Annotated in this window: 22 protein-coding genes and 1 tRNA gene; 17 read left to right on the forward strand and 6 right to left on the reverse strand. The window is 57.3% G+C overall.

Translation table 11 applies throughout. The features are described 5' to 3' along the window. The first annotated feature begins 26 nt into the window (after nucleotides 1–26). From FJV83_RS31505 to FJV83_RS31525, 3 genes are all read left to right on the forward strand, one after another. Entirely contained in the window at nucleotides 27–221 is a 195-nt protein-coding gene (locus FJV83_RS31505) for a hypothetical protein (protein ID WP_142886993.1), read from the forward strand. Between the two features lie 584 nt (nucleotides 222–805). Beyond that, on the forward strand, nucleotides 806–1,609 hold the full coding sequence (locus FJV83_RS31510; protein ID WP_281408859.1) for a competence protein CoiA family protein: 804 nt from the start codon (nucleotides 806–808) through the stop codon (nucleotides 1,607–1,609). A 1,480-nt stretch (nucleotides 1,610–3,089) separates the two neighbouring features. Further along, nucleotides 3,090–4,823 carry a hypothetical protein gene (locus FJV83_RS31525; protein ID WP_142886997.1) on the forward strand — a complete coding sequence of 578 codons (1,734 nt, stop codon included), beginning with the start codon at nucleotides 3,090–3,092 and terminating at the stop codon, nucleotides 4,821–4,823. Nucleotides 4,824–5,306: 483 nt separating this feature from the next. On the opposite strand, the gene FJV83_RS31530 is transcribed toward FJV83_RS31525, so the two are convergent. Further along, entirely contained in the window at nucleotides 5,307–5,528 is a 222-nt protein-coding gene (locus tag FJV83_RS31530) for a helix-turn-helix transcriptional regulator (RefSeq protein ID WP_142887011.1), read from the reverse strand. An 87-nt stretch (nucleotides 5,529–5,615) separates the two neighbouring features. Between FJV83_RS31530 and FJV83_RS31535 the strand changes: the two genes are divergently transcribed. The 3 genes from FJV83_RS31535 (at nucleotide 5,616) to FJV83_RS31545 (ending at nucleotide 8,109) form a co-directional block, all read left to right on the forward strand. Continuing rightward, complete coding sequence (locus FJV83_RS31535; RefSeq protein ID WP_142886998.1) at nucleotides 5,616–6,215, forward strand: SHOCT domain-containing protein; 600 nt, start codon at nucleotides 5,616–5,618, stop codon at nucleotides 6,213–6,215. A 253-nt stretch (nucleotides 6,216–6,468) separates the two neighbouring features. Continuing rightward, a complete protein-coding gene (locus FJV83_RS31540) occupies nucleotides 6,469–7,329 on the forward strand; it encodes an ATP-dependent DNA ligase (RefSeq protein WP_142886999.1) in 861 nt (286 codons plus the stop codon). An 84-nt stretch (nucleotides 7,330–7,413) separates the two neighbouring features. Beyond that, nucleotides 7,414–8,109 (forward strand): hypothetical protein, encoded by a 696-nt coding sequence (locus FJV83_RS31545; protein ID WP_142887000.1) that lies wholly within the window; start codon nucleotides 7,414–7,416, stop codon nucleotides 8,107–8,109. A 29-nt stretch (nucleotides 8,110–8,138) separates the two neighbouring features. Here FJV83_RS31545 and FJV83_RS31550 read toward each other — a convergent pair whose 3' ends face one another. Further along, nucleotides 8,139–8,432 carry a hypothetical protein gene (locus tag FJV83_RS31550; RefSeq protein WP_142887001.1) on the reverse strand — a complete coding sequence of 98 codons (294 nt, stop codon included), beginning with the start codon at nucleotides 8,430–8,432 and terminating at the stop codon, nucleotides 8,139–8,141. A gap of 322 nt (nucleotides 8,433–8,754) precedes the next feature. Between FJV83_RS31550 and FJV83_RS31555 the strand changes: the two genes are divergently transcribed. From FJV83_RS31555 to FJV83_RS31565, 3 genes are all read left to right on the forward strand, one after another. Further along, complete coding sequence (locus tag FJV83_RS31555) at nucleotides 8,755–9,216, forward strand: hypothetical protein (RefSeq protein WP_185973462.1); 462 nt, start codon at nucleotides 8,755–8,757, stop codon at nucleotides 9,214–9,216. An 87-nt stretch (nucleotides 9,217–9,303) separates the two neighbouring features. Further along, nucleotides 9,304–10,467, forward strand: a complete 1,164-nt coding sequence (locus tag FJV83_RS31560) for a hypothetical protein (RefSeq protein WP_142887002.1) — start codon at nucleotides 9,304–9,306, stop codon at nucleotides 10,465–10,467. After that, nucleotides 10,464–10,961: a hypothetical protein gene (locus FJV83_RS31565; RefSeq protein ID WP_142887003.1), complete on the forward strand. Its 498-nt coding sequence runs from the start codon at nucleotides 10,464–10,466 to the stop codon at nucleotides 10,959–10,961. Before FJV83_RS31560 ends, FJV83_RS31565 begins: the two co-directional genes overlap by 4 nt. Before the next feature lie 298 nt (nucleotides 10,962–11,259). On the opposite strand, the gene FJV83_RS31570 is transcribed toward FJV83_RS31565, so the two are convergent. Then, the gene (locus FJV83_RS31570; RefSeq protein WP_142887004.1) at nucleotides 11,260–11,910 is read right to left on the reverse strand and encodes a hypothetical protein; all 651 of its coding nucleotides are present in this window, start codon (nucleotides 11,908–11,910) and stop codon (nucleotides 11,260–11,262) included. Nucleotides 11,911–12,002: 92 nt separating this feature from the next. Between FJV83_RS31570 and FJV83_RS31575 the strand changes: the two genes are divergently transcribed. From FJV83_RS31575 to FJV83_RS31585, 3 genes are all read left to right on the forward strand, one after another. After that, a complete protein-coding gene (locus FJV83_RS31575) occupies nucleotides 12,003–12,380 on the forward strand; it encodes a hypothetical protein (RefSeq protein WP_142887005.1) in 378 nt (125 codons plus the stop codon). Nucleotides 12,381–12,490: 110 nt separating this feature from the next. After that, complete coding sequence (locus FJV83_RS31580) at nucleotides 12,491–13,252, forward strand: thermonuclease family protein (RefSeq protein ID WP_142887006.1); 762 nt, start codon at nucleotides 12,491–12,493, stop codon at nucleotides 13,250–13,252. After that, complete coding sequence (locus FJV83_RS31585) at nucleotides 13,231–14,358, forward strand: DUF3578 domain-containing protein (RefSeq protein ID WP_185973463.1); 1,128 nt, start codon at nucleotides 13,231–13,233, stop codon at nucleotides 14,356–14,358. The genes FJV83_RS31580 and FJV83_RS31585 overlap by 22 nt, the downstream gene beginning before the upstream one ends. Before the next feature lie 372 nt (nucleotides 14,359–14,730). On the opposite strand, the gene FJV83_RS31590 is transcribed toward FJV83_RS31585, so the two are convergent. After that, nucleotides 14,731–14,806 (reverse strand) — tRNA-Phe (locus FJV83_RS31590). Between the two features lie 316 nt (nucleotides 14,807–15,122). Further along, on the reverse strand, nucleotides 15,123–15,995 hold the full coding sequence (locus FJV83_RS31595) for a helix-turn-helix domain-containing protein (protein ID WP_142887007.1): 873 nt from the start codon (nucleotides 15,993–15,995) through the stop codon (nucleotides 15,123–15,125). Between the two features lie 104 nt (nucleotides 15,996–16,099). Between FJV83_RS31595 and FJV83_RS31600 the strand changes: the two genes are divergently transcribed. The 5 genes from FJV83_RS31600 to FJV83_RS31620 all read left to right on the forward strand — a co-directional run bounded on the left by FJV83_RS31600 (nucleotide 16,100) and on the right by FJV83_RS31620 (nucleotide 22,311). Beyond that, nucleotides 16,100–17,371, forward strand: coding sequence for an ABC transporter substrate-binding protein (locus tag FJV83_RS31600; RefSeq protein WP_095793813.1), 1,272 nt, complete (start codon nucleotides 16,100–16,102; stop codon nucleotides 17,369–17,371). A gap of 94 nt (nucleotides 17,372–17,465) precedes the next feature. Beyond that, on the forward strand, nucleotides 17,466–18,326 hold the full coding sequence (locus tag FJV83_RS31605) for a sugar ABC transporter permease (protein WP_142887008.1): 861 nt from the start codon (nucleotides 17,466–17,468) through the stop codon (nucleotides 18,324–18,326). Continuing rightward, entirely contained in the window at nucleotides 18,323–19,159 is an 837-nt protein-coding gene (locus FJV83_RS31610) for a carbohydrate ABC transporter permease (RefSeq protein ID WP_019860421.1), read from the forward strand. Before FJV83_RS31605 ends, FJV83_RS31610 begins: the two co-directional genes overlap by 4 nt. Nucleotides 19,160–19,167: 8 nt before the next feature. After that, nucleotides 19,168–20,247 carry a sn-glycerol-3-phosphate ABC transporter ATP-binding protein UgpC gene (gene ugpC / locus FJV83_RS31615; protein ID WP_095775273.1) on the forward strand — a complete coding sequence of 360 codons (1,080 nt, stop codon included), beginning with the start codon at nucleotides 19,168–19,170 and terminating at the stop codon, nucleotides 20,245–20,247. Between the two features lie 36 nt (nucleotides 20,248–20,283). After that, nucleotides 20,284–22,311 carry an aldo/keto reductase gene (locus tag FJV83_RS31620; RefSeq protein WP_142887009.1) on the forward strand — a complete coding sequence of 676 codons (2,028 nt, stop codon included), beginning with the start codon at nucleotides 20,284–20,286 and terminating at the stop codon, nucleotides 22,309–22,311. A gap of 22 nt (nucleotides 22,312–22,333) precedes the next feature. On the opposite strand, the gene FJV83_RS31625 is transcribed toward FJV83_RS31620, so the two are convergent. Next, nucleotides 22,334–23,242: an AraC family transcriptional regulator gene (locus tag FJV83_RS31625; protein WP_246691945.1), complete on the reverse strand. Its 909-nt coding sequence runs from the start codon at nucleotides 23,240–23,242 to the stop codon at nucleotides 22,334–22,336. Nucleotides 23,243–23,394: the final 152 nt, after the last annotated feature.

Here is a 23,394-nt window from a genome sequence, read left to right on the forward strand (position 1 = left end):
GAGGGTGACGGGTGATAGTTGGTTGGATGTTTGAGCGCGGCGACGATATGGCATGGGTCTTTCTTGAAGATGAAGGCGCCGCAAGGGCAAAGGCTACAGAAGCGCTAGCCGGTGATCCAACAGCAGACGCAGTGATGCTGCCTGAAGGGGTTCGCCAGTTTTTTAAAGCTGGAAGCGGCCAAGTAGTTCTGGGCAGGGTCTTCGATCGGTTTAGCAAGTGATACCGCCGTTTTGATGCTTTTGATTGCCCTGGGGACGAACGACGAGGACCCGACTACGCAGAAATTGACTCTGTCGGCCAAGAAACAGCCGTACAGTGGCGTTGCCGGCCTTGCCGGCGGTCCGACCGACGACGTGCCCTATGCTTGCCAGCGGCCACTTACGGCCTGGGGCGGCCGGCGCCCAGACTTGCAGCCAACGTTTTTTTAGACGCCGATTTTCCTCATCCCGATGCCGGCCAGAAACGAACTCCAAGGTCCGGTCCTAATTCGCGGTTGGGAAGGGGCGCCTAGTTCCATATTGCCTGGGTTCTAGACCGCAGCAGACTTTTCTGACTTCCCGCGCGGATTGAAGCCACAACTTGACTGAACCAATGGCTCAGATACGTTCTGGTTCGTGCTTTGAGAAAAAGCGGCGCCGCGCATCTTCGTCAGCCGCACGATAACCGACGACGGTCACCCCTCACGTCGAAGATAAAAAGAAACAGCACCAGCTTAGGCTGGCCGCGCTGCTGACAAACGCTCCTGGACAAGAAACTGGCTGCCGCCTGCGACGGCGACGGTTCTGAACGCTTATGGAGAAGGCAATGCGGTTTGCATTGGTGAATGACGTGAAGTCTGAGACCTTGCCTGGATTGATCGGTCGCTGTCCGGGCTGCGAACAGCCGATGATTGCGAAGTGCGGAACCCAGAGGGTCTGGCATTGGGCGCATCGCGGCGACAGGAACTGCGACCCATGGTGGGAACCAGAAACTACGTGGCATCGCGGCTGGAAGGACCAGTTTCCCGTGGGATGGCAGGAGATAGTCCAGCGTGACGACTCGGGCGAGAAACACATTGCAGATGTGAAGACCGAATATGGCTTGGTCATCGAGTTCCAGCATTCGCATTTGCCGGCCCAGGAGATGGCAGCACGCGAGGCGTTTCATAGAAATATGGTCTGGATCGTGGACGGAGCGAGGCTGAAGAGAGATAGGTCCCGTTTTCTTCAAGGTCGAAGGCTTTTCAAGCCCATACCGCGAACAGGCATCTTCATCACACCTAGCCCAGAAGCGAGCTTCCCCGTCGCGTGGGTTAACTGCACTGCGCCGGTGTTCTTCGATTTTGAAGGTGTCGCGGCAACAAGTGAGCCGTCAGGACCAAATCGCACGCTATGGTGTTTGTTGCCGGAACGCGTCGAAGGGCATGCCATTGTTGCTGCAGTGCCTCCAGGTGCGTTCATAAATGCGGCGCGGAAGCGTGCGCAAATCTTTCCAAGTCAAACGATATTGGGAATGGTCGCCAGCAGACTCAGGAATGAGCGGGTGCTGGAGGCCAGCCGTTGGACTTATGCTCCTCCTCCGCGCAGGGGGCGACCGTTCCGCCGGCGTCGCAGGATGAGGGACACTTGAGGCTGGAAAAGGGGTGGAAGGGGCGAATGGTCCAGACTTGCCTGCCTACCCGGCCATGTGGGCGTAGCTAATGACCTTCTTTGTGTTCTTGCACATTGAGCAGACATCTTCTCGCCGGTTGAATCCGAACGCGGTGGCAAGCTCCCGTGTCTTGTGATTAGCGTGCTGGCGAACTGACAGTTTGAGACTATCCGCAATGCAGTCGTCGCAAACGGCGCTGGACGCTTTTCCCTGGATGAACTCCCGTACGTCGTCCAAGACCGTCATGTGCTACCCTTTGCTTGAGGGGGCTACAGCTGCAGTTTGAGTTTCAAAGGCTTCCGGAGCGGCTGGGCTGCCGAGCCTGTCCCATGCTTCTTGATACTGAGGAAGCGCATAGGACTTTGGCTGTAGCCAATACGATACCGTGCCAGTTGCACTCATTCCCCGATGCGCTGCGGCTTTCACTTCGTCCTTCGTCAGGACATAGCAGGTTGGTACTGCGGTGTTTGCATTGATCGTCACAACCCACCAATCTGAGCGAAGGGTGTCCAGCGAACCACCCAGCGGCACTGGGTCTTTCTTGGATAGAGCTTTTGACTGAATTGGTAAGACACGGCTCTCATCGTCGCTTGCGGCATAGAGGTCTGCGCCCCGTGCGTTTCGCACGGTGGGCATGACATGCCAACCGCGTCGCGATAGTTCCCGCGCCACGTGGTACAAACCGGCATTGCCAGTCAGCTGATGTCGCATTTTCAACCCCCTTTATTAGACTGTCGCTTTCGGTACGGTCCGTGCTCGCCCGGCCTGCGGCGCGACGCCTATAGACATTCATATTTCCAACGACGGTAATAGTCACAATCAGTCTCAGGGAGGGGCCGGTCCCGTTTTGCGGCACGGCAGGGGTCCCGATTCTCATCTACCTTGCTTCGAAATCGCACCAGAATTTTTCTGACTTCCTGCGGATGAACCACGGGCGTCAAGCCGACAGGGGGCTTATGTAAACGAGCGGCCTTGTCTTGGCGACAGATGACCCGACACCGGCGATTGCTACGCGGCTTGTCTCCTTCAAGGGTGCCGCCCGTCAAGCCGCCCAACGGGCTTATATGAGGCGCACGGCAATTTCTCAATTTGGCTGGCCAGGGTCTTCTTAAGACCAGTACCCCTTTGCACCGCGCTGCATAGTTGTCCTGCCAAGCGGTCCGGAGACGTTTGGCACGGGTGGCATGGCCAAGACCAGCCGATAAGGGGAAATGCCACTACGCCGCGCATACCACGACGCAGTTTTGCTGAATTGCATTTAGACCTAAATTAGCAGATACTAACATAACGAGCCTTGGACACCCGTCTTTTTCGGTGGCGCGTATTTATGGCCTACAAGGCTGATGACGATATCTAGTGAATTTGGGGGCGCCTCCGACGTATCCGGCTGCATTCTTAGCATGAGGGCTGCTGTGTGCAGCGTGGCAATATCCCACTGAATAAGTTATGGGAGGCTGAAATGTTTGATACAACCATTGTACAAGACGATTTTAGCATAACTTCTGGCGTAACTTATAGTTTTTCTGATCTTTTCCATTATGTTTTGACAGACGATCCGAAAGCATATGATTCGGGGATTGGATTTATAACATATGCGCCTAATTACAGTTTAAATGGAGTTCCGTATGACGTTGGAGGAGGTAGGATAGACTACTATTACAATATATTTGGCATCCCTAATCCTCCCAATACGAATTATACGGATTGGGGCGTTGGAACTGTCACTGCATTGGCCACGAGTGGGTCCATAACGCTGTCTGGTTATGTCTTTACCGGTCACGGGACGGACACATTTCCAGGCGGTTACCACAATAATATTGCGTTTACGATGACCTTTAACATTGATGCTGACGCTACCGTAACCTCGGTGTCTGTTGGTGATGTCGAAGTTGTCGAAGGCAACACGGTGCAAATTCCAATTACAATTGACAACGCCCTAACAGATGGGAGCCTGACTATTTCGCTCGCTGAGCTTAACCCTGCGAGTGACGCGCTTAAATATATGACTGCAAGTCAGGGTACGTCGGACGTTGGTTCTCCGACGGTGGCATCGGTCACATTCACGCCAACTTCTGGTACCACTCTGTACTTATCAGTCCCAACAAGTAACGATGGCTTTATTGAGCCAACCGAGAAATTTTCGGTCAAAATTTCTGCCCCGAGTCAGACCACCACGGGCGGATCGGTAGTTATTGCCGATGATATCGGCATTGTGACTATTACTAACAATGATGTCGGCTCCAACGCTCCAATCGTCCAAGTAACCTCTTGGGGAGGTATAGATTCAGATTTACAACCGCTACTGCTTGCTGACCTAACAGCTGCCTCTGGCCGAATTGCGCAGTTTTTTCACTTGCCCAACATAGAGATCGCGGTTGGGACAGCGACGCTCCTGGGCACCAATTTAGCTGAAACCAGACCGTTATGGGCCGAAGTCGTAACCGCCGACAAGCAACACCAACACATCAACGTTCCCGGTCTTCTGTACGAGCACTGGACGGGGAGCGATCTCAACGGCGCGGGTCCGGATCTTCGGATAACGCTCGATCCATCAAAAGTCGGCACCTGGTATTCTGGACACAGCAACGTGGACGTGACAAGCCTTCTTACTCACGAGCTACTTCATGGGCTAGGTTTTGGAATAGGCCAGGATGGCAACCCGCCCGGATCACTCGACTTCCCTTCTGTCTGGGATTTGCATGTCGATCAAAAGCAACCCAAGAAAGGTGGAGATTGGTACTTTGATAATAAATACCTGCTCACAGGGAATGGCGACGGAACAGGAGCGGCCTTTCATCTTGCTAAAAGCGACGATTTGATGGCCAAATTCGACAACGGACGAGCAAATATTGCGCTAAGCACAGCTGACATTGCGATACTGAATGCGCTTGGCTATTCCGGAGCACCGCCGAAGTGGTTCGTCGGTTCTACGGTAGCAAGTAACGCGATCGACGACGGCTCAGTTGCTGCTCTCGCGAGTTCTGACAGTTTCATATTCCCTTCACCAGTGGGGAATCATCATTCACATACCCTGGAACATGAAGACTATGTTTTCCATAGAGAGATGCAAGGCGCAGTTGATCATTTGCCTGTAAGCAATCCAACTTTCGAGAACTTTCTTGACTCTGCAGATACATTTTCTCTTAACCATTTTATGTCTGGAGATCATTCGGCCTCAGGTTGGTGGCTATGACGTTACCCACCCACACACCGAAGTCGGCATTGGAACATGCTCTTTTCGTGCCGTGCGTTTATAAGAACAGGGAGTGACTATGGGCCTGGCGGGCTGTTGGGGTTGTCTTAGGCCGACAAATGCCCCGACAGCGGTGCCTCAAGCCTGACGGGTGCGGCCTATACCCACAACACACGCCAACCATCCGGTAGCGTTATTTCCGGGTGCACCTGGCTGTATGGCCGGCGCGATGGTCTTCGTACTTGGCGGCATTTCTCGTTTGGCTGGATAGCTCAGATACAGCAGGCGCCTTGCACGCGTGGCAGCGACGAAGGCATTGCGACTCTCCTCGGCGCGTTCGCGCGAGATTTGGCCGCTGAGCGGCGTAGGCGGTTCCCTGGCATATAGCCGACTAGATTGCTTGCCGGGCCGTTGTCGGGCTTTCTCGGCCGCGACAGGGGTAATTTGAACCGAACCGTCGCCGCCTTAGTGCGGTTGGCGCTTTCAGTTCGTGCGATCGTCCGGTTTCACAAGTTCAACGTGGCTCACCCCAAGGGCCTGAGCCAGTTCGTAGAGCGTAATGACCGTAGGGTTGCGCTGGCCGCGCTCTAAGCCGCTGAGATACTGCTGACTAAAGCCGGAACGCGCCTCAACCTCTTCCTGAGTCAGGCCCATTTCCTGACGCAGGCGGGCGAAGTTCCTGCCAACCAGCCGACGCATATCCATGCGCAACCAGTTCGCAATTCGCATCCTCCGAGTTTATCAACTATAGTATGTACGCAATGCTCGGAAGGGTAATGGGGGGATCAGACCGTGCCAAACGCGCTAAAAGAAGCCGTGGCAGAATTAGCTGCCATGAAAGCTCGGGGCGAGATAGATCAGAACGAATTCGACAGAGCGCGCCGCATCCTAGCTGAGAAGCATGTGATCAGCCAGCAACAGAACCCCAGGACGACGCGCCCAATACCTCCCAAGAACGTCCCTGGATCCACCGGCAGTATGCTCGGCGGTTTGATCACCCTCGGTGCTGTTATCAGCTTCGCGATTGCCTTCGGTGTTTACCTTCAAATTGGCGAGGGTAAGAACAATGGCTACCAACGACCTGAAGCGATGGATGGCGTACAAACCCTCCTTAAGGTCGGCGGGGCTACTTTCTTCTTGTCCGTAACAAAAGAGCTTTCTGATCCTATGATGTACGAGCGCATAGCCAAACGTATTTGCAAAGAACGCAGCCCATATGGGGTCGATGGCTGCACTGTGGCAATTTGGAACGATGATAGAAAAATGGGAAAAGACCTTCCTATGAGCGTTGAGCAGGCAAGATCTCAGTTATACTCATGGTCTCTTGGCCGGTCCCTTTGGAACTGCAACAGATTTCCCGAGGTGGGAAGAGACAAATGCTTCTCTGACTAGAAGTTAGGCTTACCCCCCAGAAGCGAGCGGTTGCGCTGAGCGGCCACTCCCTCCGCCAAGTCAACCCCTAGAAAGCCTGAAAACCATAGGGTTTGACGATTTTCGGTTGGTGGCGAACTAACCAATCCACTAACCACATCGTCGCGATGCCATACCATTTGGTACTGCTAACCATTCGAATATCGAATTCACCTAAAATGCGCTGGAACTAAATTAGCAATTGCGCTTTGAATCGCGCGGTTGGGGTTAGTGCATGCGTTTGAAATTCATTCCTCCGTTGATGCCGGCTCTGGTTGAGAAGCCTCCGGAGGGCGCGAATTGGATTCACGAAGTCAAATTCGACGGCTACCGCTCGCAGATCGTCATCGACAGCGAAGGCGTTCGCATATTCACTCGTCGCGGTCTCGATTGGACTGCGAAATACCGCGATCTTTCGAAAGCAGCTGCTTCCCTCAACGTTGAAAACGCAATCATCGACGGCGAGATTGTCGTTCTGAATGACGATGGCATTTCGGACTTTGGGGAATTGCGAAAAGCGATCACACGTCGGCAGCATGACTTGTATTTCGTCGCCTTCGATCTGCTGCACCTAAACGACCACGATCTTCGCGACATGGAGCTAGAGGATCGCCGTGAAATCCTTGCAGCGCTGATCCCTGCTGGCGAGCACATCCAATTCAGCCAAGCCCTGCCCGGCGATGCGAAAGCTATCTTCCATCTGATCGACCAAGCAGGGCTAGAGGGAATGGTATCTAAGCGCAAAGACAGCGTCTACCGCAGCGGCGATTCAACGGCATGGCTTAAGACCAAGGCGTACAGTATCGATGAATACGAGCTGCTAGGCGTCGAGCGCGAGGCAGGCAAGCCGGCCTTTGCGTTGATGGCGGAACGTGGCACCGGGCGCTATGTCGGCTCGGCATTCATCACCTTGAACCGCGAGATGCGCGAACGGCTCTGGCGGCGCGTCCAAGAGCATGCAGGACCGGCACCGAAGGGGATGAAGCGACCGGCAACGCAATGGGTCAAGCCGGGGCTAATTGGGCGCGTGAAGCACCTACGCGGCGAGGAGGATTTGCGTCACGCTTCGTTGCAGGATTTTCGGGAAGAGAGCTAGCCAAATACCGCTAGCGAAACGCAATTCATCTAAGATACTTTTGTTGGGCGCGGTGTGGCTAACAATTCTAACGGCGGATCGCCAATGTTCGAGCGGGATCGCAAAGCTGGTGCTAGGACGCTGGAAGCTTGGAGCAGGAGACTTCTAGGGCGGAATCTCGTGAGAACGCTTGCAGTAATTGTTCCGTCGCTTGGTGTAGTTGGCGGAGGCGTAGCTTACGTTTACAATTTCGCTGTAAACTATAGAATTAATAAGCTCGAAACGCATACGTCCGAACTTAAGGAATACCTGAGCACGACGGTTCAAGGCACTTTTTTGGCAGAGGGAACTACCCCGGTTTATTGGCGGGCGGACCAAGCGTATGATCGTGGAGATACACGGTGCAAAGGAGCGGTCTCGTTCCATCAAGAACTTAGGAGTCAGCTTAACAATCAAGATTTGATAGACGATCGCCATAAATTGCAATTTGACTTTGTTAATGCGGCCGAGATAGTTGTTTCATCTGATATATTTCCAGAGTTCACGGCATTTCACCTTCAGGCAGTGTCTGTGCCATCGGACGGATACAGAGTGTCACTTATTATGAAAGGCATGGACGTAGACGACATGCTTGAGGAAAAAAGGGATGATAAAGTCACCAAGTTGTTTTCAAAGGACTATCGCTATCATTTTCTCGTTATTTCGAAGAAGCGAGCGTTGGCAGTTGCAGCAGATTTAAAGGCGGTTGCCGAGATATGCGGGGCGGATGCTGTTAGAAGCACGGATATGACAGCGAGTTAATCAAGCGGTCCGGAATCGGGCGCATTTCATCAGGCGTTACCCTCAACTGCGCTGTCGTCGTCAAGCGGATGCGGCACCGATAGGTACGCATTTGCGGTCAACCAATCTGCCAAGATCGTGTCGATAAGGTCAGGCTTGGCCGTTCCCGTCTCTGCGGCCAAGCCATCTAGGATTTCGTCCGTTCGCGGCTCAATTGCGATGCCGTGCACGTTTCTAAGCAAGAGTGCGGCGCGACGTAGCATCACTTGCAAATCGGCTCGTGAAGCGTCTGCGATGTGATCTGCAGTGCTCTCCAGGTCATGCACAAGCTGATGACGTGACATTGCGCGTTCTCCTATAGAAATCGCTCGCCTTCTTCGCGGTGTTCAAAGCAGAACCAGTGAGGCGCTTGCTTTGGTTTTGCAAAACCCCAACCGGCGTCCTTTGCGCAGCCCGAATGCTCGCAAAGATGATGTTGGATGCCGTGGGCGGTAACGTGGTCCGGTTGCGGCAGTCTGATTTCGTCGCTCATGGCGCTAGTGAACAAAATAGGAACAAAATAGTCAAGCTCCCCTTGACCGGGTAGGAAAATGTTCTCTATCTCTGCCTGATCGGGCGAGTTAAGGACGGGACGGCGATGCGCCAAAAGCGCTGGCCAGCGATGCTATGGGCAAAACGGCAGATGACAATTTCAGGATTGAGGTCTGGGATCGCGAGGAAAAGACGCTGATCGAGACGATTTGCCGGTCGCCGGATTCGAGCGTCAGCCAAGCGGCATGGCAAGCGGCCATCCGCAGACGTCCGGGAATGGTGCTAATCCACTACAACAGCCGGCATGTGATGGAGAAGCTTGTCACTCCGGGCGAGCCATCAATAGCGCCGCAAACCATCGTTGAGGGCAGCGTGCATGCCGGCCTGGACGTAGCACTAGGCGATCTGCGCGAGTGGCACTGGCTGCGTGCGTGGTGCAAAAACTGCTCGCACCATGCGCAGGTCAAGCCGGCTGCTCTCATAAAGCGCTATGGCAAGGATGCACTTTTCAGCACTGTCGAGCGCGCATTGTTCTGCACAAGCTGCGACCGTGGTGGGCCGGTAAGGTTGGAAATCCACAAGTTGCCGAGAGGTTGAGGGCCACAGCGGGCGCTGTGTATAGCCTTCGTTTCCTCGGTCTCTACCCTATGCTATAGAGCCAATAGCTTGGGGGAGAATCCACAGATGGCCAAAATAATTGCGGTCGATATCCGCACTAGATTTCTGCGCGACGATCAGCGCTGCTACATCGTTTTCCCTGGAGATGGATATCGATACTATTCCACGATGAAGCGGGACGGTGTGGTGTTTCTCGATACCCCGGGTTTCCCTTTTGACCCTAAAGAAGACCTGCGACGGGCAAAGGATTTGGCCGAAAGAGTTGTGGTTTCGGATAGAATCTCGCAATGGCATAGGAATGGTTCCCCTGTTGATAAGCAGCCACCACGGCGTGTTGCAGACCTCCGCAATTATAAAATAACAAAAAGCAGGCAACAATTTGCTGGGGTTGTGCGGGGCTTCTTCCATCAAATCCAAGCGGGAGACATTATTATTGTTCCGCCGCAGGGGTACGATGACGATGTCCTTTTCGGTGAAGTCACGGCGGACAACCCTACACTGATTTCGGTGCCTCAGTATCAGGATGAGTTGATCCCCGCGAGAAAAGTCCGGTGGATGGCAACGGTGCCTCGCGGAGAAATACCGTCGTGGCTTGAGCGCAAGATTCCTAGCCCGAATCCCGTCAGGCAGATAGAAAAGAACTATTTTACAGATATTTTTGATATCATGTACGAGAGATACTATTATGATGGAAATTTTGTTTGCAAATTCAATGTACGGTCGGAAGAATTCTCTTCTTTAGACAATTTCCTCTTCCAGCAAATCGTCCTATATGCTGCTGCACTTCACGAGAACAATCAAGAGGGTAATATTGGTGATATATCTACAACGGCAATATCAATTGTAGTTTCGCAGTTAGGGTTTTCTGAGGATATCCCCGATCAACGTATTTCAATAAATTCACCTGGACACATCGTTGTATACTCAAAAAACATTATCCCCCTTGTTGCTGGTGTCTTCATGGCTCTGTCCGCTCTTTCGTCGTCAGCAGCCGACATCCACAAAATTCCGATTGTTATTGAAAATAGCGCCGACAGTAGCCAAATTTCATCAGAATGCGTCAGCGACATTCAGGAGGAGGTCATGGAAGACATGGTCGCTATGGGCTACCAGCGCTGGCAAGAACTCTGTACAATCGAAGCGCAGGCACGGAAGCGAACCCAAATAAGTTCCGGGGTCGAAGCGAAGCCGGCCGAGCAAGCCCCAAAGGGGGACAGGCTGACAAAATGAGCGCGAAATTCATTCCCATCATATCTCTAGGATGGTGGCAGGAAACTGAGACGCCGCGCTGGATTCTGGCCATAACAGGCGCGGCAGCTTTGATCCTGACATTAGTTGGCACACACCTTTTTGAAGAGCGCCTTCGGGTGAACGATCAGCGCGCCCAGCAAATTCAACGCATGATCGACTCAATGGTTGACTTTCAGATGTTCGCTGGGGCGTTCACGACTGAGATGTTCGCAGATAAGGCCGTGAGCACAGATACAAGAAGCAAGCTGATCGAAAACCTAAATCAGCAGTACGCGAGGGCACGGTCTCTTGAGCCGCTTCTTGATGCCACCGCCAAGCGAGAGTTGGAAGATTATAAACAGAGCCTTTTGGCTATGAACGCGGTGGCACAGCAGGCCACTGATGTAATGGCTTTGAAGGATTTCTATTCGGCCGCCGCCAAGCTTACTGTTGCCAAAAATCGGCTAAACCCGAAGCTCCAAGCGCAGCTTTAGAACGCTCATTGCCGCATCATCTGGCGCGTCTACCCATTGGTGAGTGCGATTTGGTGAGTGAGTTTTCAGAAATCCAGCATCTGTCAGGCTTGCCGGTCTTGACGGGCGGACAACCCATCCGCCGCAATCGTTGAATTATAGGCGCTTTCGAAGCGACCAACCGAATCCACCAACCGTTCGCCGCGAATACGTCGTTTCGCATCTGTTTGAATGTTTGCTGCTCATCGTTGAGCGGGCCTTGCTTCTTCGCCGGTTGCCAGCATGAAGGGCCGGTGAGGATTTCCTAGAAGGTAACGAGTTAGGAATAACCGCGAAGGTGGATCTCATCGTGGCGTTTTATCTTCTCCGGCAACACCATCTCAACGCCGTCAGGATTTATCCACGCGCCGAACAACACCAACTCCGTTCCGGTAGGCGCGCAAAGCCCCCTGCTGTCTGTACCGTTTTGGCCTGCAGCAGCTTCCCGTCGGGCTATCGCCAAGTCTCGACTATTGCAATGCACCGACAGTTCATTAATCCACACCTTGGAAGATAGACCATCAATTGAGCCGGACGCCGACCATTGCCCCGGGCCATCCGTTCGCAGCGTATGCTCACTTTCCAAAGCACGGAGCACCTTTGGACGAAGCATCATCACCATATGTGAATTCGCGCAGCGACCTAACTCGGCATCATTGAGAAATTGAGCTCGAATGCCGCAAGGACCATTGAAGAACCTGTCAAAAGTAACAGGAGGCACCGAGAACACAAACTTGATACGCCAGCAATCTTTTAGCCGCTCATCGTTTGCAGGCTCTTTGCTCGGTTTGGCGGTAGGCAGAATATTACGACAAATTGCGTCGGCTATATCGGGGAATCCTGGCGACCCTTCGAGGGCGACCCGCCGCTGTTCATCGAATGCCGTACAAAAATGCCATTCTCCCGATCTTTCGAAAGGAAGCGAAACCATGTTGTCTACCCTCTCCCAATCCTTCCAATAGCGGATTCGACAATAACATGCAGAGCGCTCATTATCGTGCTCGGGGTTTTGGGGGTAGCTGCATGCATTTGCGTTTGCATTTTACCGCAGCGGCTTTGGCTAGTGTGGTTGGCACCATAATGAATGGTACGGCTACGGCCGAAGGCAATTCGATGCAGCGGTTATTCGAAATGGCCGATAAGCTTTGTTTGCACAGGTATCAAAACACGGAAAGTGAAGCATACAAGCAATGTCGGGCGAAGCAGTCGATTGCCGTTGCACGGCTTGTCCAGGGCATGGCGGCCCTGCCCGATCAATCCGCTTTTGAAGCTCTCTATAAGAGATGCCTGATGAACGGTCCGGACATGGCCGCTGGCTTCGCCGATTTTGACGACGGGTTGAATTGTGTCGTTGCACAAGACCCAGCCACGCGAAAGGTGTTCTTTGGCGAAGAGCAATAGCGAAATCGAGTTTGGGCACGGAATTGGATAGATCCCGTTACGACAACAGCTCTGACCAATGGCGGCGGCGTACCGGCGCGAAGCACTCCCGCGCCAGAAGATGGGCAAGCGTGCCGATTCGCCTCGTGCTGGTGACGGTAGCCGCAACTTCTGCCTTGGTAACTCAATTCGTCATGCACAACAGTGGATCGCTGCCAGAAATCAACCTACAGAACATCATCAAGCTAAAGCCAGTAGCGATTGCCGGCGTGGCGTCTGTCATCGACGGCGACACGATCGAAATCCACGGGCAGCGTATCCGCTTCAACGGAATCGACGCACCGGAGAGCCGCCAATACTGTGACGACGCAAAGGGCTTCGAATATCCCTGTGGACGACGCTCCGCAGAAGCCCTGGACGGCTTCCTAGCTACCTCTAAGCCCGTCCAATGCGCGTTCATCACATGGGATCGCTACGGGAGGTTTGTCGGCGACTGCACGCGAGCGGATGGCGCGAGCGTGGCCGCATGGATGGTTGAACACGGCCAGGCGCTAGATTGGCCCAAGTACAGCAACGGCGCATATGCAGCGCCACAGGCGAAAGCCAAGGCGGCAAAGGTTGGTTTGTGGGTAGGATCGTTTCAAGCGCCATGGGACTGGCGAGCGCAGCGTAGCGACGACGCACAAACGCCAACTGCACCGCTTTTTGCAACCGGCGACGGCAACTCCGGCTGCACTATCAAAGGCAACATTTCAGCAGACGGCGAACGCATCTATCACGTGCTGGGACAGAAGTATTATAGCGTGACGAAAATCACTGAAGCCAAGGGCGAAAGATGGTTCTGCACCGAAGCGGAAGCCGCTGCCGCCGGTTGGCGACGATCGAAGAGATAAATGGCGGCGGGGAAAACGGTGTGCGAGAAACACTGCAAGAGATTGTTGGGCTCCAAGCAAAGTACTCCGCGAACCAGACGCCCGAAATGGAGCAGCGTGGTATCCTAATTCGGAGGACACTGCCGGCAGAAATGGAGGCTCGTAGGACCGCGCTACAAGCTGCACTCGGCAAGTTCGGCCTGGACGCCAAAGCTGAGGGAAAGGACAATCAGGGCCAAATGTCTCGCATCCCGTGGGTGCGCTGGTTCTCGACCTCTCGTTCGCCCTCTGCGACAAGTGGCTGGTACGTGGTCTACCTCTTCCATCCCGATGGATCTGGCGTATCGCTTTGCCTTAGTCACGGTTCCACACAGATCGTTGGCACTGGCTTCGTCAATCGCAGTGATGCCGAAGTTGCCGAACTCATGAGATGGGCGGCGAGCGTCCTTGGCGCCGAGTTTGGGGCCGATCCTGGTGTTCGCCTTGGCGTAGAACTCGGGACTTTCGATCTTGCTCGCGGCTACGAGCGCACAACAGTAGCTTCAAAGTTCTATCCGAGAGGGCGCATCCCGACCGATGATGTGCTGTTTGCGGACCTAGTGCGCTTCATGGGCCCGTTGGCCAAGCTGTACGCGGCACAGGAGGCCGGTATCGCCCCCGGCAGCATCAGCGCGGAGATGCAGGGACTTCATGATGACCTGGAGAAATTGGCCTCGCCCACTAAGGATCGCTCTAAGGGCCAGGGGCGCCTAAGCGCGCCAATGCGAAAGCTAGTCGAACTTCACGCCATGACGATCGCGGAGCGATGGCTAAGAGACGAAGGTTTCGAATACAAGAACGTCTCGACCACCGACAGTTGTGACTTCCGCGCCCGGCGCGGCGGTGAAGATTGGGTTATTGAGGTCAAGGGGACGACGGGGGGATTAACCAGCGTGCTCCTCACGCGAAATGAGGTCGCACTCCATCGTGCCAGCCATCCCCGGAACGCCCTATTGGTGGTGCATGGGATAAGGTTGTTGGATGGAGAGACCAGCCCGAAAGGTGGTGATCTGGCTGTATTCTCACCCTGGAGACTCGAGGACGACCGTCTAAGCGCGCTCGCTTTCGAGTACCGTCTCCCGACTTGAAGCTGGCAGCCCCCAGCCACAACTACTGAAAAGCGGGCGCCATCACTCATTTCGAGCATGCGCTTATTCGGCTCGTGCAGCCTCTGTATTAGGCTACTCGACTTGGTACGCCAAGTTCATTTCATTTCCGAATTTTACCGAAAACGAATCTATCTGCGATGATGGCGCGTTGAGACCAAGGGCAAACAGTTAGATTGATAGGGCAAGTGGGATTGGCTCAATCTGATGACCCGCCTAGACCGTCATGGTACAGGCTGGGACGCGATCCTCACAGGGTTGCCCAACGAAGCATTCTAAGGTGGACACTCGGGTGGATGGAAATCCGTCAAGGTCCAATATCCTACTGGAAATAAAGCATTTTCACCAGGGGAATGGTGCCCAGAGGCGGATTCGAACCACCGACACGCGGATTTTCAGTCCGCTGCTCTACCAACTGAGCTATCTGGGCCTGTTCCGGCAAACGAAAACGCGTGAACCGGATTTCATGAAGGCACCGTGGGGCGCCCCTTGAAAGCGCGTGGGTTATAGCACGGGAATTTAGCCTGTCCAGCGCCTAGGTGGCGATTTCCGGCTGGAAAAGCGAGGCTGTGGAAAGGCTGGCTTCCTCAGGCGCTTTCATTGCCGTTATGGCGCGAGGGCTGGGCCCTTCCGGCCTTTTTTGCCTCCGTCCCGGGGCCGTAGCAACTGCGGGATCCGTCGTTAGGCAATGATCGAGATGCCGCAATGCATTCGTATCGATGGGAAGGCGGCAACGAGCCCTCACTCTACCTTGCGCCGGCCACACCCTTGCGGAAGTCGGAGGGCGTCATGCCGGCCAGCTTGCGGAAGGATTTGTTGAAGGCGCTGAGCGAGCCGAAGCCGGAGTCCATGGCGACGCGCAGCACGTTGGCATCCTGATGCATCAGCAATGCCTGCGCGTAGCTCAGCCGCAGAAGGTTGACATATTCGTTGAGCGTCATGCCGGTCGATTTCTTGAACAGGCTCATGGCGTATTTGGGATGGATGTCGGCGGCCGCCGCTATGTTCATGCAATCGATGTCGTAGAGGAAATTCTCGGCGATGAAGTCGCACATGCGTCCGACATTGCGGGAGGATTGCTGGTCGAAGGCACTGCCGGCTTCCTGCCCGGCCGCCGTCTCGGGCACCAGCCGGTAGGGCTCGAACCGCACCCGCTCCAGCCGCAGCAGAAGCTCGTTGACGGCATGCTCGGCCTTGGCCGGATCGCCCGAGCGGGCATAGCTGTTCCAACGGGCGAAATTGTCGTTGTCGGATTGGTCGGTGGCGCTGGTCACTAGCGTCGCACCCGTCATCAGCCGGTGGCGCACGTCCGCCGGCAGATGCAGGCGGAAAAAATGCACCAGCGGCAGATGCGCGCCGGCATAGATGGCGTCGTCGCTGAGATCGTCCATCTGGTGCGGCAGGCCACCCCAGAAGAAGCACATCTCGCCGGCCGAAAGCGAGATTTCGTGCTCGTTCATGCGGTAGTGCACGCTGCCGCGGACGATGAAATTCACCTCGACCTGGGCATGCCAGTGCGGCTTGAGCATCACCAGCGGAGCGGTGTGAAACATCTGCAGGAGCAGCGGCAGGCCTTCCACGCTGCTGGCCCCTGGCTGGTAAAACGGCCGCTCCCGCATCTTACTTTCCGCCAATTCCGTATTCCCTTTGTCGGCGACAAGCCTTCCGCGCCGAATAGTGTAGCCACGCTCGCAGAGAGAGCAAATGAAATGGGAGGATTTCAATGCGCATCACACTGACCTGCGCCGCGCTCGCGCTTGCCCTGGGCTCAGCCCCGGCCTTTGCGCAGTCCGGCGAAATCACCATCTGGAGCTGGAATGTCGCCGCTTCGTCGCTGAAGGCGACGGTTGCCGGCTTCAACAAGCTGCATCCCGACATCAAGGTCACGGTTCAGGATCTCGGCAACCAGCCGACCTACGACAAGTCGATCGCCGGCTGTGCGGCCGGCGGCGTCGGCCTGCCCGACATCGTCACCATCGAGAATGGCGAAGCCGAGAATTACTGGAGCCAGTTCCCCGACTGCTTCGTGGACCTGCATACGCTGGGCTACAGTGCCGAGGACCAGAAGAAATTCCCCGATTTCAAGCGCACCGAGCTCGAGGTCGGCGACAAGGCCTATGCCATGCCGTGGGATTCCGGCCCGGTCGCCGCCTTCTATCGCCGCGACTTCTACGAGAAGGCTGGGGTGGATCCGGCATCGATCAAGACCTGGGACGATTTCATCGCCGCCGGCAAGAAGATCCAGGCCGCCAATCCGGGCGTCTCGATGACCAATGCCGATTTCAACGGCGACACTGAATTCTTCCGCATGATCTCCAACGAGCAGGGCTGCGCCTATTTCGCCGAGGATGGCCAGTCGATCACGGTCAGCGAACCCAAATGCGTCGACGCCCTGACCAAGGTCAAGGAGATGAAGGACGCCGGCATCGTGTCGTCCGCCGACTGGGGCACCAAGATCACCAATAACACGGCGGGCACTGTCGCCACCCAAGTGTATGGCGGCTGGTATGAAGGCACCATCCGCACCGAATCAGCCGGCGAGAACGGCAAATGGGGCGTCTATCTGATGCCGAGCCTGACGGCCGACGGTCCCCGCGCCGCCAATCTCGGCGGCTCGTCGCTGGCAATCACCTCGGCCTCGAAGAACAAGGAAGCGGCTTACGAATACCTGAAATACACCCTCGGAACCAATGAAGGCCAGATCACCATGCTGAAGGAGTTCGGCCTGGTCCCTTCGCTGGTCTCGGCGCTGGATGACCCCTACGTCAGCCAAGGCCTGCCCTATTGGGGTGGCCAGGCGGTATGGAAGGATATTCTGGGCACCTTGCCCAAGGTCGTCCCCAGCCGCGGCACGCAGTTCCAGAGCGATGCCGAAATCATCGTCCGCGCGGTGCAGACCAAATATCTGGCCGGAGGCTATCCCGACGCCAAGGCGGCACTCGACGACGCCGCAAAACAGATCGCGGCGGCGACCGGATTGCCGGTCAAATCATAACCTCCCAGGGACGGGGTCCGGGACGACTCTTGCCGCCCGGACTCTGCGCCTGCGAGCTTGTCTGAAACACCGGATATGAGGGAGGAGCAGCAGGATGCGAAACCGCAACGCCACGGCCTATCGTTTCCTGGCGCCTTATCTGCTGATCTTCTCCGTCTTCTGGGTATGGCCGATCATCTCGTCGTTCATGATCTCCTTCCAGGCGACACGCACCGTGCCCTGGCGTTTCGCGCCGGGCTTCAACTGGGGCCGGCTGATCGGCGATCCGGCCTTCTTCAACGCGCTGAAGAACACGCTGCTCATCCTCGTCATCCAGGTGCCGGTGATGATCGCGCTGGCCATGGTGATGGCCGTGCTTTTGAATTCGCCGCTCTTGAAGGCGAGGGGTCTCTACCGCTTTGCATTCTTCGCTCCGGTCGTCGTCGGCGAGGTCGCCTATTCGGCGGTGTTCCGGCTGATGTTCAGTCTCGACTTCGGCATCGTCAACAAGCTCCTGAACAGCGTCGGGCTGCCCAAGATCGACTGGTTCTCCAATGTCACGCCGGCCATGGCGCTGATCATGATCGCGGTCACCTGGCGCTGGGCCGGCTACAACGCCATCATCCTTCTGGCCGGCATGCAATCCATCTCCGAGGATGTCTACGAGGCGGCGACGCTCGACCGCGTCAGCAAGCTCAAGCAGTTCTTCTACATCACCTTGCCGCTCTTGAAACCGGTCATCGTGTTCTGCCTGGTGCTGTCGATCATCGGCACCATGCAATTGTTCACCGAGCCCTTCCTGATCACCGAGCGCGGCGGGCCGGGCGGCGGCACCGAGACGCTCGGCCTGCTGCTCTACCGCCAGGGGTTCCGCTCGCTCAATTTCGGCTATGCCTCGGCTGTCGCCTACACCATGGCGGCGCTGGCGATCGCGATCACGCTGGTGCAACTATGGCTGACGAGGGAAAAGCAATGAGTTCGCTCTCCTCCGCCCGCCTGAGGCGCAGCATCGCGCTGCATCTTTTCCTCACCCCGCTGGCGCTGATCTGGCTGTTCCCGCTGTGGATGATGGTGGTGTTCTCGACCATGCCCGACAACGGCATCTTCAGCCCTGGCATCGAGCTTTTGCCGCACGGCAATTTCGTCGACAATTTCAACAATCTGCAGCGCGACACCAATTTCGTCGGCGCCATCGGCATCTCCGTCTCGGTGGCGGTGACCTACACCTTCCTGTCGGTGCTGTTGACGTCGATGGCCGGCTGGGCGCTGGCCCGCTACCAGTTCTTCGGCAAAGGTGTGGTTGTCGGCATCATCTTCGGCACCATCACGCTTCCCTATGCGGTGGTGCTGATCCCGCAATTCATCATGGTGGCGCGCGACTTCCAACTCGCCAACACCTGGGTGGCGCTGATCGTGCCGCCGCTCTTCAATTCGCTCGGCGTGCTGTTCATGCGGCAAAGTTTTTCGATGATGCCGGACGATCTGTTCGACGCCGCCCGTGTCGAAGGCGTGAAGGAGTGGCGTATCTTCCTCTTCGTCGCGCTGCCGCTGGCGCGGCCGATGCTGGCCGCGCTCGCCATCATCCTGTTCCTTGCCTCCTGGAACAATTATCTCTGGCCGCTTTTGATCAACAGCCAGCCGGGTTCGATGACGGCGCCGGTGGCGCTCGGCACGCTGATCGGCCTCACCAAAGTGTCGTGGGGCGGCATCATGGCAGGGGCCGTGATGCTCACCGTGCCGATGCTGATCGTCTTCGTGCTCCTGCAGCGCCATTTCATCGCCGGCATCGCCGCCGGCGCAGTCAAGTAAGAGGCAGCATGGCAACCGTTACGCTGAGCAATGTGGTCAAGCGCTTCGGCGTCTTCGAAGTCGTCCATGGCGCCAACATCGACATCAAGCACGGCGAGTTCGTCGTCTTCGTCGGTCCGTCCGGCTGCGGCAAGTCGACCCTGCTCAGGATGATCGCCGGGCTCGAGGACATCAGCGGCGGCGAGATTGCCATCGGCGGCAAACTGGTCAACGATGTCGAGCCGGCCGATCGAGGCATCGCCATGGTGTTCCAGTCCTATGCGCTCTATCCGCATATGAGCGTCGAGCAAAACCTCTCCTTCGGGCTGCGCATGACCGGCAATCCCAAGGCCGACACCGACCGGCGGGTGAAGCGCGCGGCCGAGATCCTGCGCATCAGCGAATTGATGGACCGGCGCCCGAAGAAACTCTCCGGCGGCCAACGCCAGCGCGTTGCCATCGGCCGCGCCATCGTGCGCGAGCCGCAAGTGTTCCTGTTCGACGAGCCGCTGTCCAATCTCGACGCCGAACTGCGCGTCCAGATGCGCGTCGAGATCTCGCGCCTGCACAAGGAACTCGGCGCCACGATGATCTACGTCACGCACGACCAGACCGAGGCGATGACGCTCGCCGACCGGATCGTCGTGCTGCGCGCCGGGCATATCGAGCAGATCGGCCGGCCGCTCGATCTCTATGACGATCCCGACAATCTGTTCGTGGCCGGCTTTGTCGGCTCGCCGAAAATGAACTTCATCAAGGCGCAAATCGTCGGGCACGATGCGCGTGGGGTCGTGGTCGAGCTTGCGGGCCAGGAGAAAACCCGTATCACCCAGCCGCTGGCCGGCGCCGCGCCGGAAGCGGGCAGCAAGGTTATCGTAGGTGTGCGGCCCGAGCATTTCGGCAGTGCCGGGGAAGGTGGCACCGACCTTGTCGTCGCCATCGACGTGGTCGAGCATCTCGGTGGCACGAGCTTTCTCTACGCCCGAACGGCCCATGGCGAAGACGTGGTGATCCAACGCGACGCGGCGAAGGTTCCCACGACGTCCGAGGTCACCGTTTCCATCCGCAAATCCTACCTGTTCGACGAAAAAGGGCTGCGGCTGCGCTGACCGGCTGCCCCCTTCCAGCCTTCAAGGAGAATGACAATGACCGCAACCACGCCCATTCGCTGGGGCATTCTCGGCCCGGGCAGCATCGCCCAGGCGTTCGCCGGCGGCCTGGCCGCTTCGCGCACCGGAAAACTGGTAGCCATCGGCGCGCGCAATCCCGACAAGCCGGGCCTTGCCGGGAAATTTCCCGGCGCCCGCATCGTCCACGGTTATGAAGCGCTGCTTGCGGATCCCGACATCGATGCCGTCTACATTGCGATCCCGCATCCCGGCCACGCGCAATGGGCGATCCGGGCTGCGGAAGCGGGCAAGCACGTGCTGTGCGAAAAGCCGCTGGCACTGACCGCCTTCGAGGCCGACGCCATGTTCCATGCCGCGCGCAAGGCCGGCACTTTTCTCGGCGAAGCCTTCATGTACCGGCTGCACCCGCAGACTCTGAAGCTGGTGGAACTGATCAGGTCGGGCGTCATCGGCGAGGTCAGGATGATCAAGTCGAGCTTCGGCTTCGCCATGCCGGGCTTCATGCCGGAACACCGTCTCTATGCCAATGATTCCGCCGGCGGCGGCATACTGGACGTCGGCGGCTATACCGTCTCGATGGCGCGGCTGATTGCCGGGGCGGCATCGGGACAACCTTTCGCCGAGCCCGACAAGGTGGTTGGTACCGCTCATCTTGGCCAGTCCGGCGTCGACGAATGGGCCTCGGCGCTGCTGCATTTTCCCGGAGGCATCGTCGCCGAGGTTTCCTGCAGCATCTCGCTGAACCAGGACAATGTGCTGCGCATCCTCGGCACCAAGGGCCGCATCGAAGTGCCGGACTTCTGGTTCGCCGGCGGAAATCGCGATGTCGGCCTCGGCCGGATCGACGTGATCGGCGCCGACGGTTCGCGCGAGACGATCAGCGTCGATGAAAAGCGCCATGTCTATTCCTTCGAGGTCGACGGCGCCGGCGAGGCCATACTTGCCGGCCGGCAGGAGTTCGCCTGGCCGGGCATGGATAGGGCCGACAGTCTCGGCACCTTGCGCGTGCTCGACAGATGGCGCGCTGCCGTCGGGCTGGAGTACGAGATCGAAAAGGCCCCGCTGCGCACCAGCACCATCTCCGGCCGGCCTCTGCGGTCGGGCGGCACGGCGATCGGCAAGCGCGCCATTCCGGGCCTGGCGAAGCCGGCATCGGTGGTGGCGCTCGGCTTCGAGGATTTCCGCACGTTCTCCTCGGGCTCGATCCTGCTCGATGCCTTCTTCGAGGCCGGTGGCAATCTCTTCGACACCGGCTATGTCTACGGTGGCGGCTACACCGAGACACTGCTTGGCCAGTGGTTGCAGAGCCGCGGCGTGCGCGAGCAGTCGGTGATCATCGCCAAGGGCGCGCATTCTCCGCTCTGCTATCCCGACGTGATCGGCAAGCAGCTTGCCCAGTCGCTCGATCGCCTGCAGACCGACCATGTCGACATCTATTTCATGCACCGCGACAATCCGGATGTGCCGGTCGGCGAGTTCGTCGATGCCATGGACCGTGAGGTGAAGGCCGGTCGCATCCGTGGCCCGTTCGGCGGCTCGAACTGGACGATGCAGCGCATGGACGAGGCGATTGCCTATGCCGAGCGCACCGGCAAGCAGAAGCCCGGCGCGCTTTCCAACAATTTTTCGCTGGCCGAAATGCTGGAGCCGATCTGGGCGGGTTGTGTCGCCTCTTCCACCGACGACTGGAAGGCCTGGCTGACATCCAGGCAGATGCCGAATTTCGCCTGGTCGAGCCAGGGCCGTGGCTTCTTCACCGAGCGCGCCGGGCGCGACAGGCACGACAGCGAGGAACTGGTGCGGGTCTGGTATTCGGAGCGCAATTTCGGCCGCCGCGACCGCGCCATCGAGCTCGCCGCGCGGCTGCGCAAGAGCCCGATCCACGTTGCGCTGGCCTATGTGCTCAACCAGCCTTTCCCGTCGGTTCCGCTGATCGGGCCGCGCACGCTGGGCGAGCTGGAGGACAGCCTGCGGGCGCTGGATATCGCGCTTTCGCCTGCCGATCTCGAGTGGCTGGACGGCGGCAACCTGCACGCGGCCTGATGGAACAGGCCTCAAAGCGGCATCATATCTCGTCGTCCGATACCCTGACGCCGCGTCTGGCCGGCGTTCGCAGACTGGCATACATGCCGGTGGTGCGGAACTGGCTGGGCGTGGTGCCGTAGAGGCGGCGGAAGACCTTCGAAAAATAGTTCGCATCCTCGAAGCCGCACAGGATGGCGACTTCCTTCACCGGCAGGAAGTCCGCCTTGGTCAACAGCTTCGCCGCCCGCTGCAGGCGCTGCTGCAGCACGAATTCAGCGGGCGGCAGGCCTTCGCTCTCTGCGAAGCAGCGCGAGAAATGAGCCCGGCTGAGGCCGCTGATCTGGACGAGCTCCGCCACCGGCAGCGGCTTGTCGAGATTGGCGTTGATATGGTCGATGACCGGTTGCATGGCGCTCTGTTTTTCGGCAAAGGCATGTGAGCCGAAGACATCGTCATAGAGCGCCATCGCCGCCTCGTAAGCGATAGCGGACGCGGCACCCGCTGAGGCCGCCCCCTTGATGAGGCGCAGGCTGCAATCGGCAAGGTGGTCGATCGTAGCCGGCTTAAGCCGGAACACCGGACCGGAGATGCTGAGGATCGACTTGTGGATGCGCAGCGCCTCCTCGCCGTTCATCGAGATCCAGAAATATTCCCAGCGCTCGTCGCTCGCCAGCCAATAGCGGTGGTTGTGCGGCACCAGCACCAGCAGCGTGTCGTTCTCCTGCAGGCGGTAGTTGCGGTTCTCGTAGCGCAGCCGGCCGGTGCCGCTGATCGTGTGCTGGAGCACGGTGAACGGCGTCTGGCCGCGTTTGCGTCCGTCCCAGTCATAGATCTCGTCCTCGCGCACCTCATAGCCGGTGCTTGTCGGCATGGCATGCAGGCGCTGCCGGCCGCGCGGCAGCGAGATCGTGCGCATCGACTGTCCGTTGGCGATCAAATCTCGTAGCACAAAATTACCCTTGAAAGCATAATCCTTCTCTGGTCGCGCTCGTGAATAAGGGCATAATCCCCCTCGAAAAGCGAGAGAGATCCGCAGGCGAGGAGCGGACAGGGAGGTCGACAGGCCAGAATCCGGCTTGTCTCGCACACATGCAATGGCAT

The sequence above is a fragment of the Mesorhizobium sp. WSM4307 genome (assembly GCF_007003945.1).
Taxonomy (GTDB): domain Bacteria; phylum Pseudomonadota; class Alphaproteobacteria; order Rhizobiales; family Rhizobiaceae; genus Mesorhizobium.

Coding starts and splice junctions, on each gene's coding strand:
- FJV83_RS31505 (WP_142886993.1), top strand. CDS start 27: ATGTTTGAGCGCGGCGACGATATGGCATGGGTCTTTCTTGAAGATGAA.
- FJV83_RS31620 (WP_142887009.1), top strand. CDS start 20,284: ATGACCGCAACCACGCCCATTCGCTGGGGCATTCTCGGCCCGGGCAGC.
- ugpC (WP_095775273.1), top strand. CDS start 19,168: ATGGCAACCGTTACGCTGAGCAATGTGGTCAAGCGCTTCGGCGTCTTC.
- FJV83_RS31565 (WP_142887003.1), top strand. CDS start 10,464: ATGAGCGCGAAATTCATTCCCATCATATCTCTAGGATGGTGGCAGGAA.
- FJV83_RS31575 (WP_142887005.1), top strand. CDS start 12,003: ATGCATTTGCGTTTGCATTTTACCGCAGCGGCTTTGGCTAGTGTGGTT.
- FJV83_RS31595 (WP_142887007.1), bottom strand. CDS start 15,995: ATGCGGGAGCGGCCGTTTTACCAGCCAGGGGCCAGCAGCGTGGAAGGC.
- FJV83_RS31510 (WP_281408859.1), top strand. CDS start 806: ATGCGGTTTGCATTGGTGAATGACGTGAAGTCTGAGACCTTGCCTGGA.
- FJV83_RS31605 (WP_142887008.1), top strand. CDS start 17,466: ATGCGAAACCGCAACGCCACGGCCTATCGTTTCCTGGCGCCTTATCTG.
- FJV83_RS31600 (WP_095793813.1), top strand. CDS start 16,100: ATGCGCATCACACTGACCTGCGCCGCGCTCGCGCTTGCCCTGGGCTCA.
- FJV83_RS31525 (WP_142886997.1), top strand. CDS start 3,090: ATGTTTGATACAACCATTGTACAAGACGATTTTAGCATAACTTCTGGC.
- FJV83_RS31545 (WP_142887000.1), top strand. CDS start 7,414: ATGTTCGAGCGGGATCGCAAAGCTGGTGCTAGGACGCTGGAAGCTTGG.
- FJV83_RS31530 (WP_142887011.1), bottom strand. CDS start 5,528: ATGGATATGCGTCGGCTGGTTGGCAGGAACTTCGCCCGCCTGCGTCAG.
- FJV83_RS31560 (WP_142887002.1), top strand. CDS start 9,304: ATGGCCAAAATAATTGCGGTCGATATCCGCACTAGATTTCTGCGCGAC.
- FJV83_RS31570 (WP_142887004.1), bottom strand. CDS start 11,910: ATGGTTTCGCTTCCTTTCGAAAGATCGGGAGAATGGCATTTTTGTACG.
- FJV83_RS31555 (WP_185973462.1), top strand. CDS start 8,755: ATGGGCAAAACGGCAGATGACAATTTCAGGATTGAGGTCTGGGATCGC.
- FJV83_RS31610 (WP_019860421.1), top strand. CDS start 18,323: ATGAGTTCGCTCTCCTCCGCCCGCCTGAGGCGCAGCATCGCGCTGCAT.
- FJV83_RS31540 (WP_142886999.1), top strand. CDS start 6,469: ATGCGTTTGAAATTCATTCCTCCGTTGATGCCGGCTCTGGTTGAGAAG.
- FJV83_RS31550 (WP_142887001.1), bottom strand. CDS start 8,432: ATGTCACGTCATCAGCTTGTGCATGACCTGGAGAGCACTGCAGATCAC.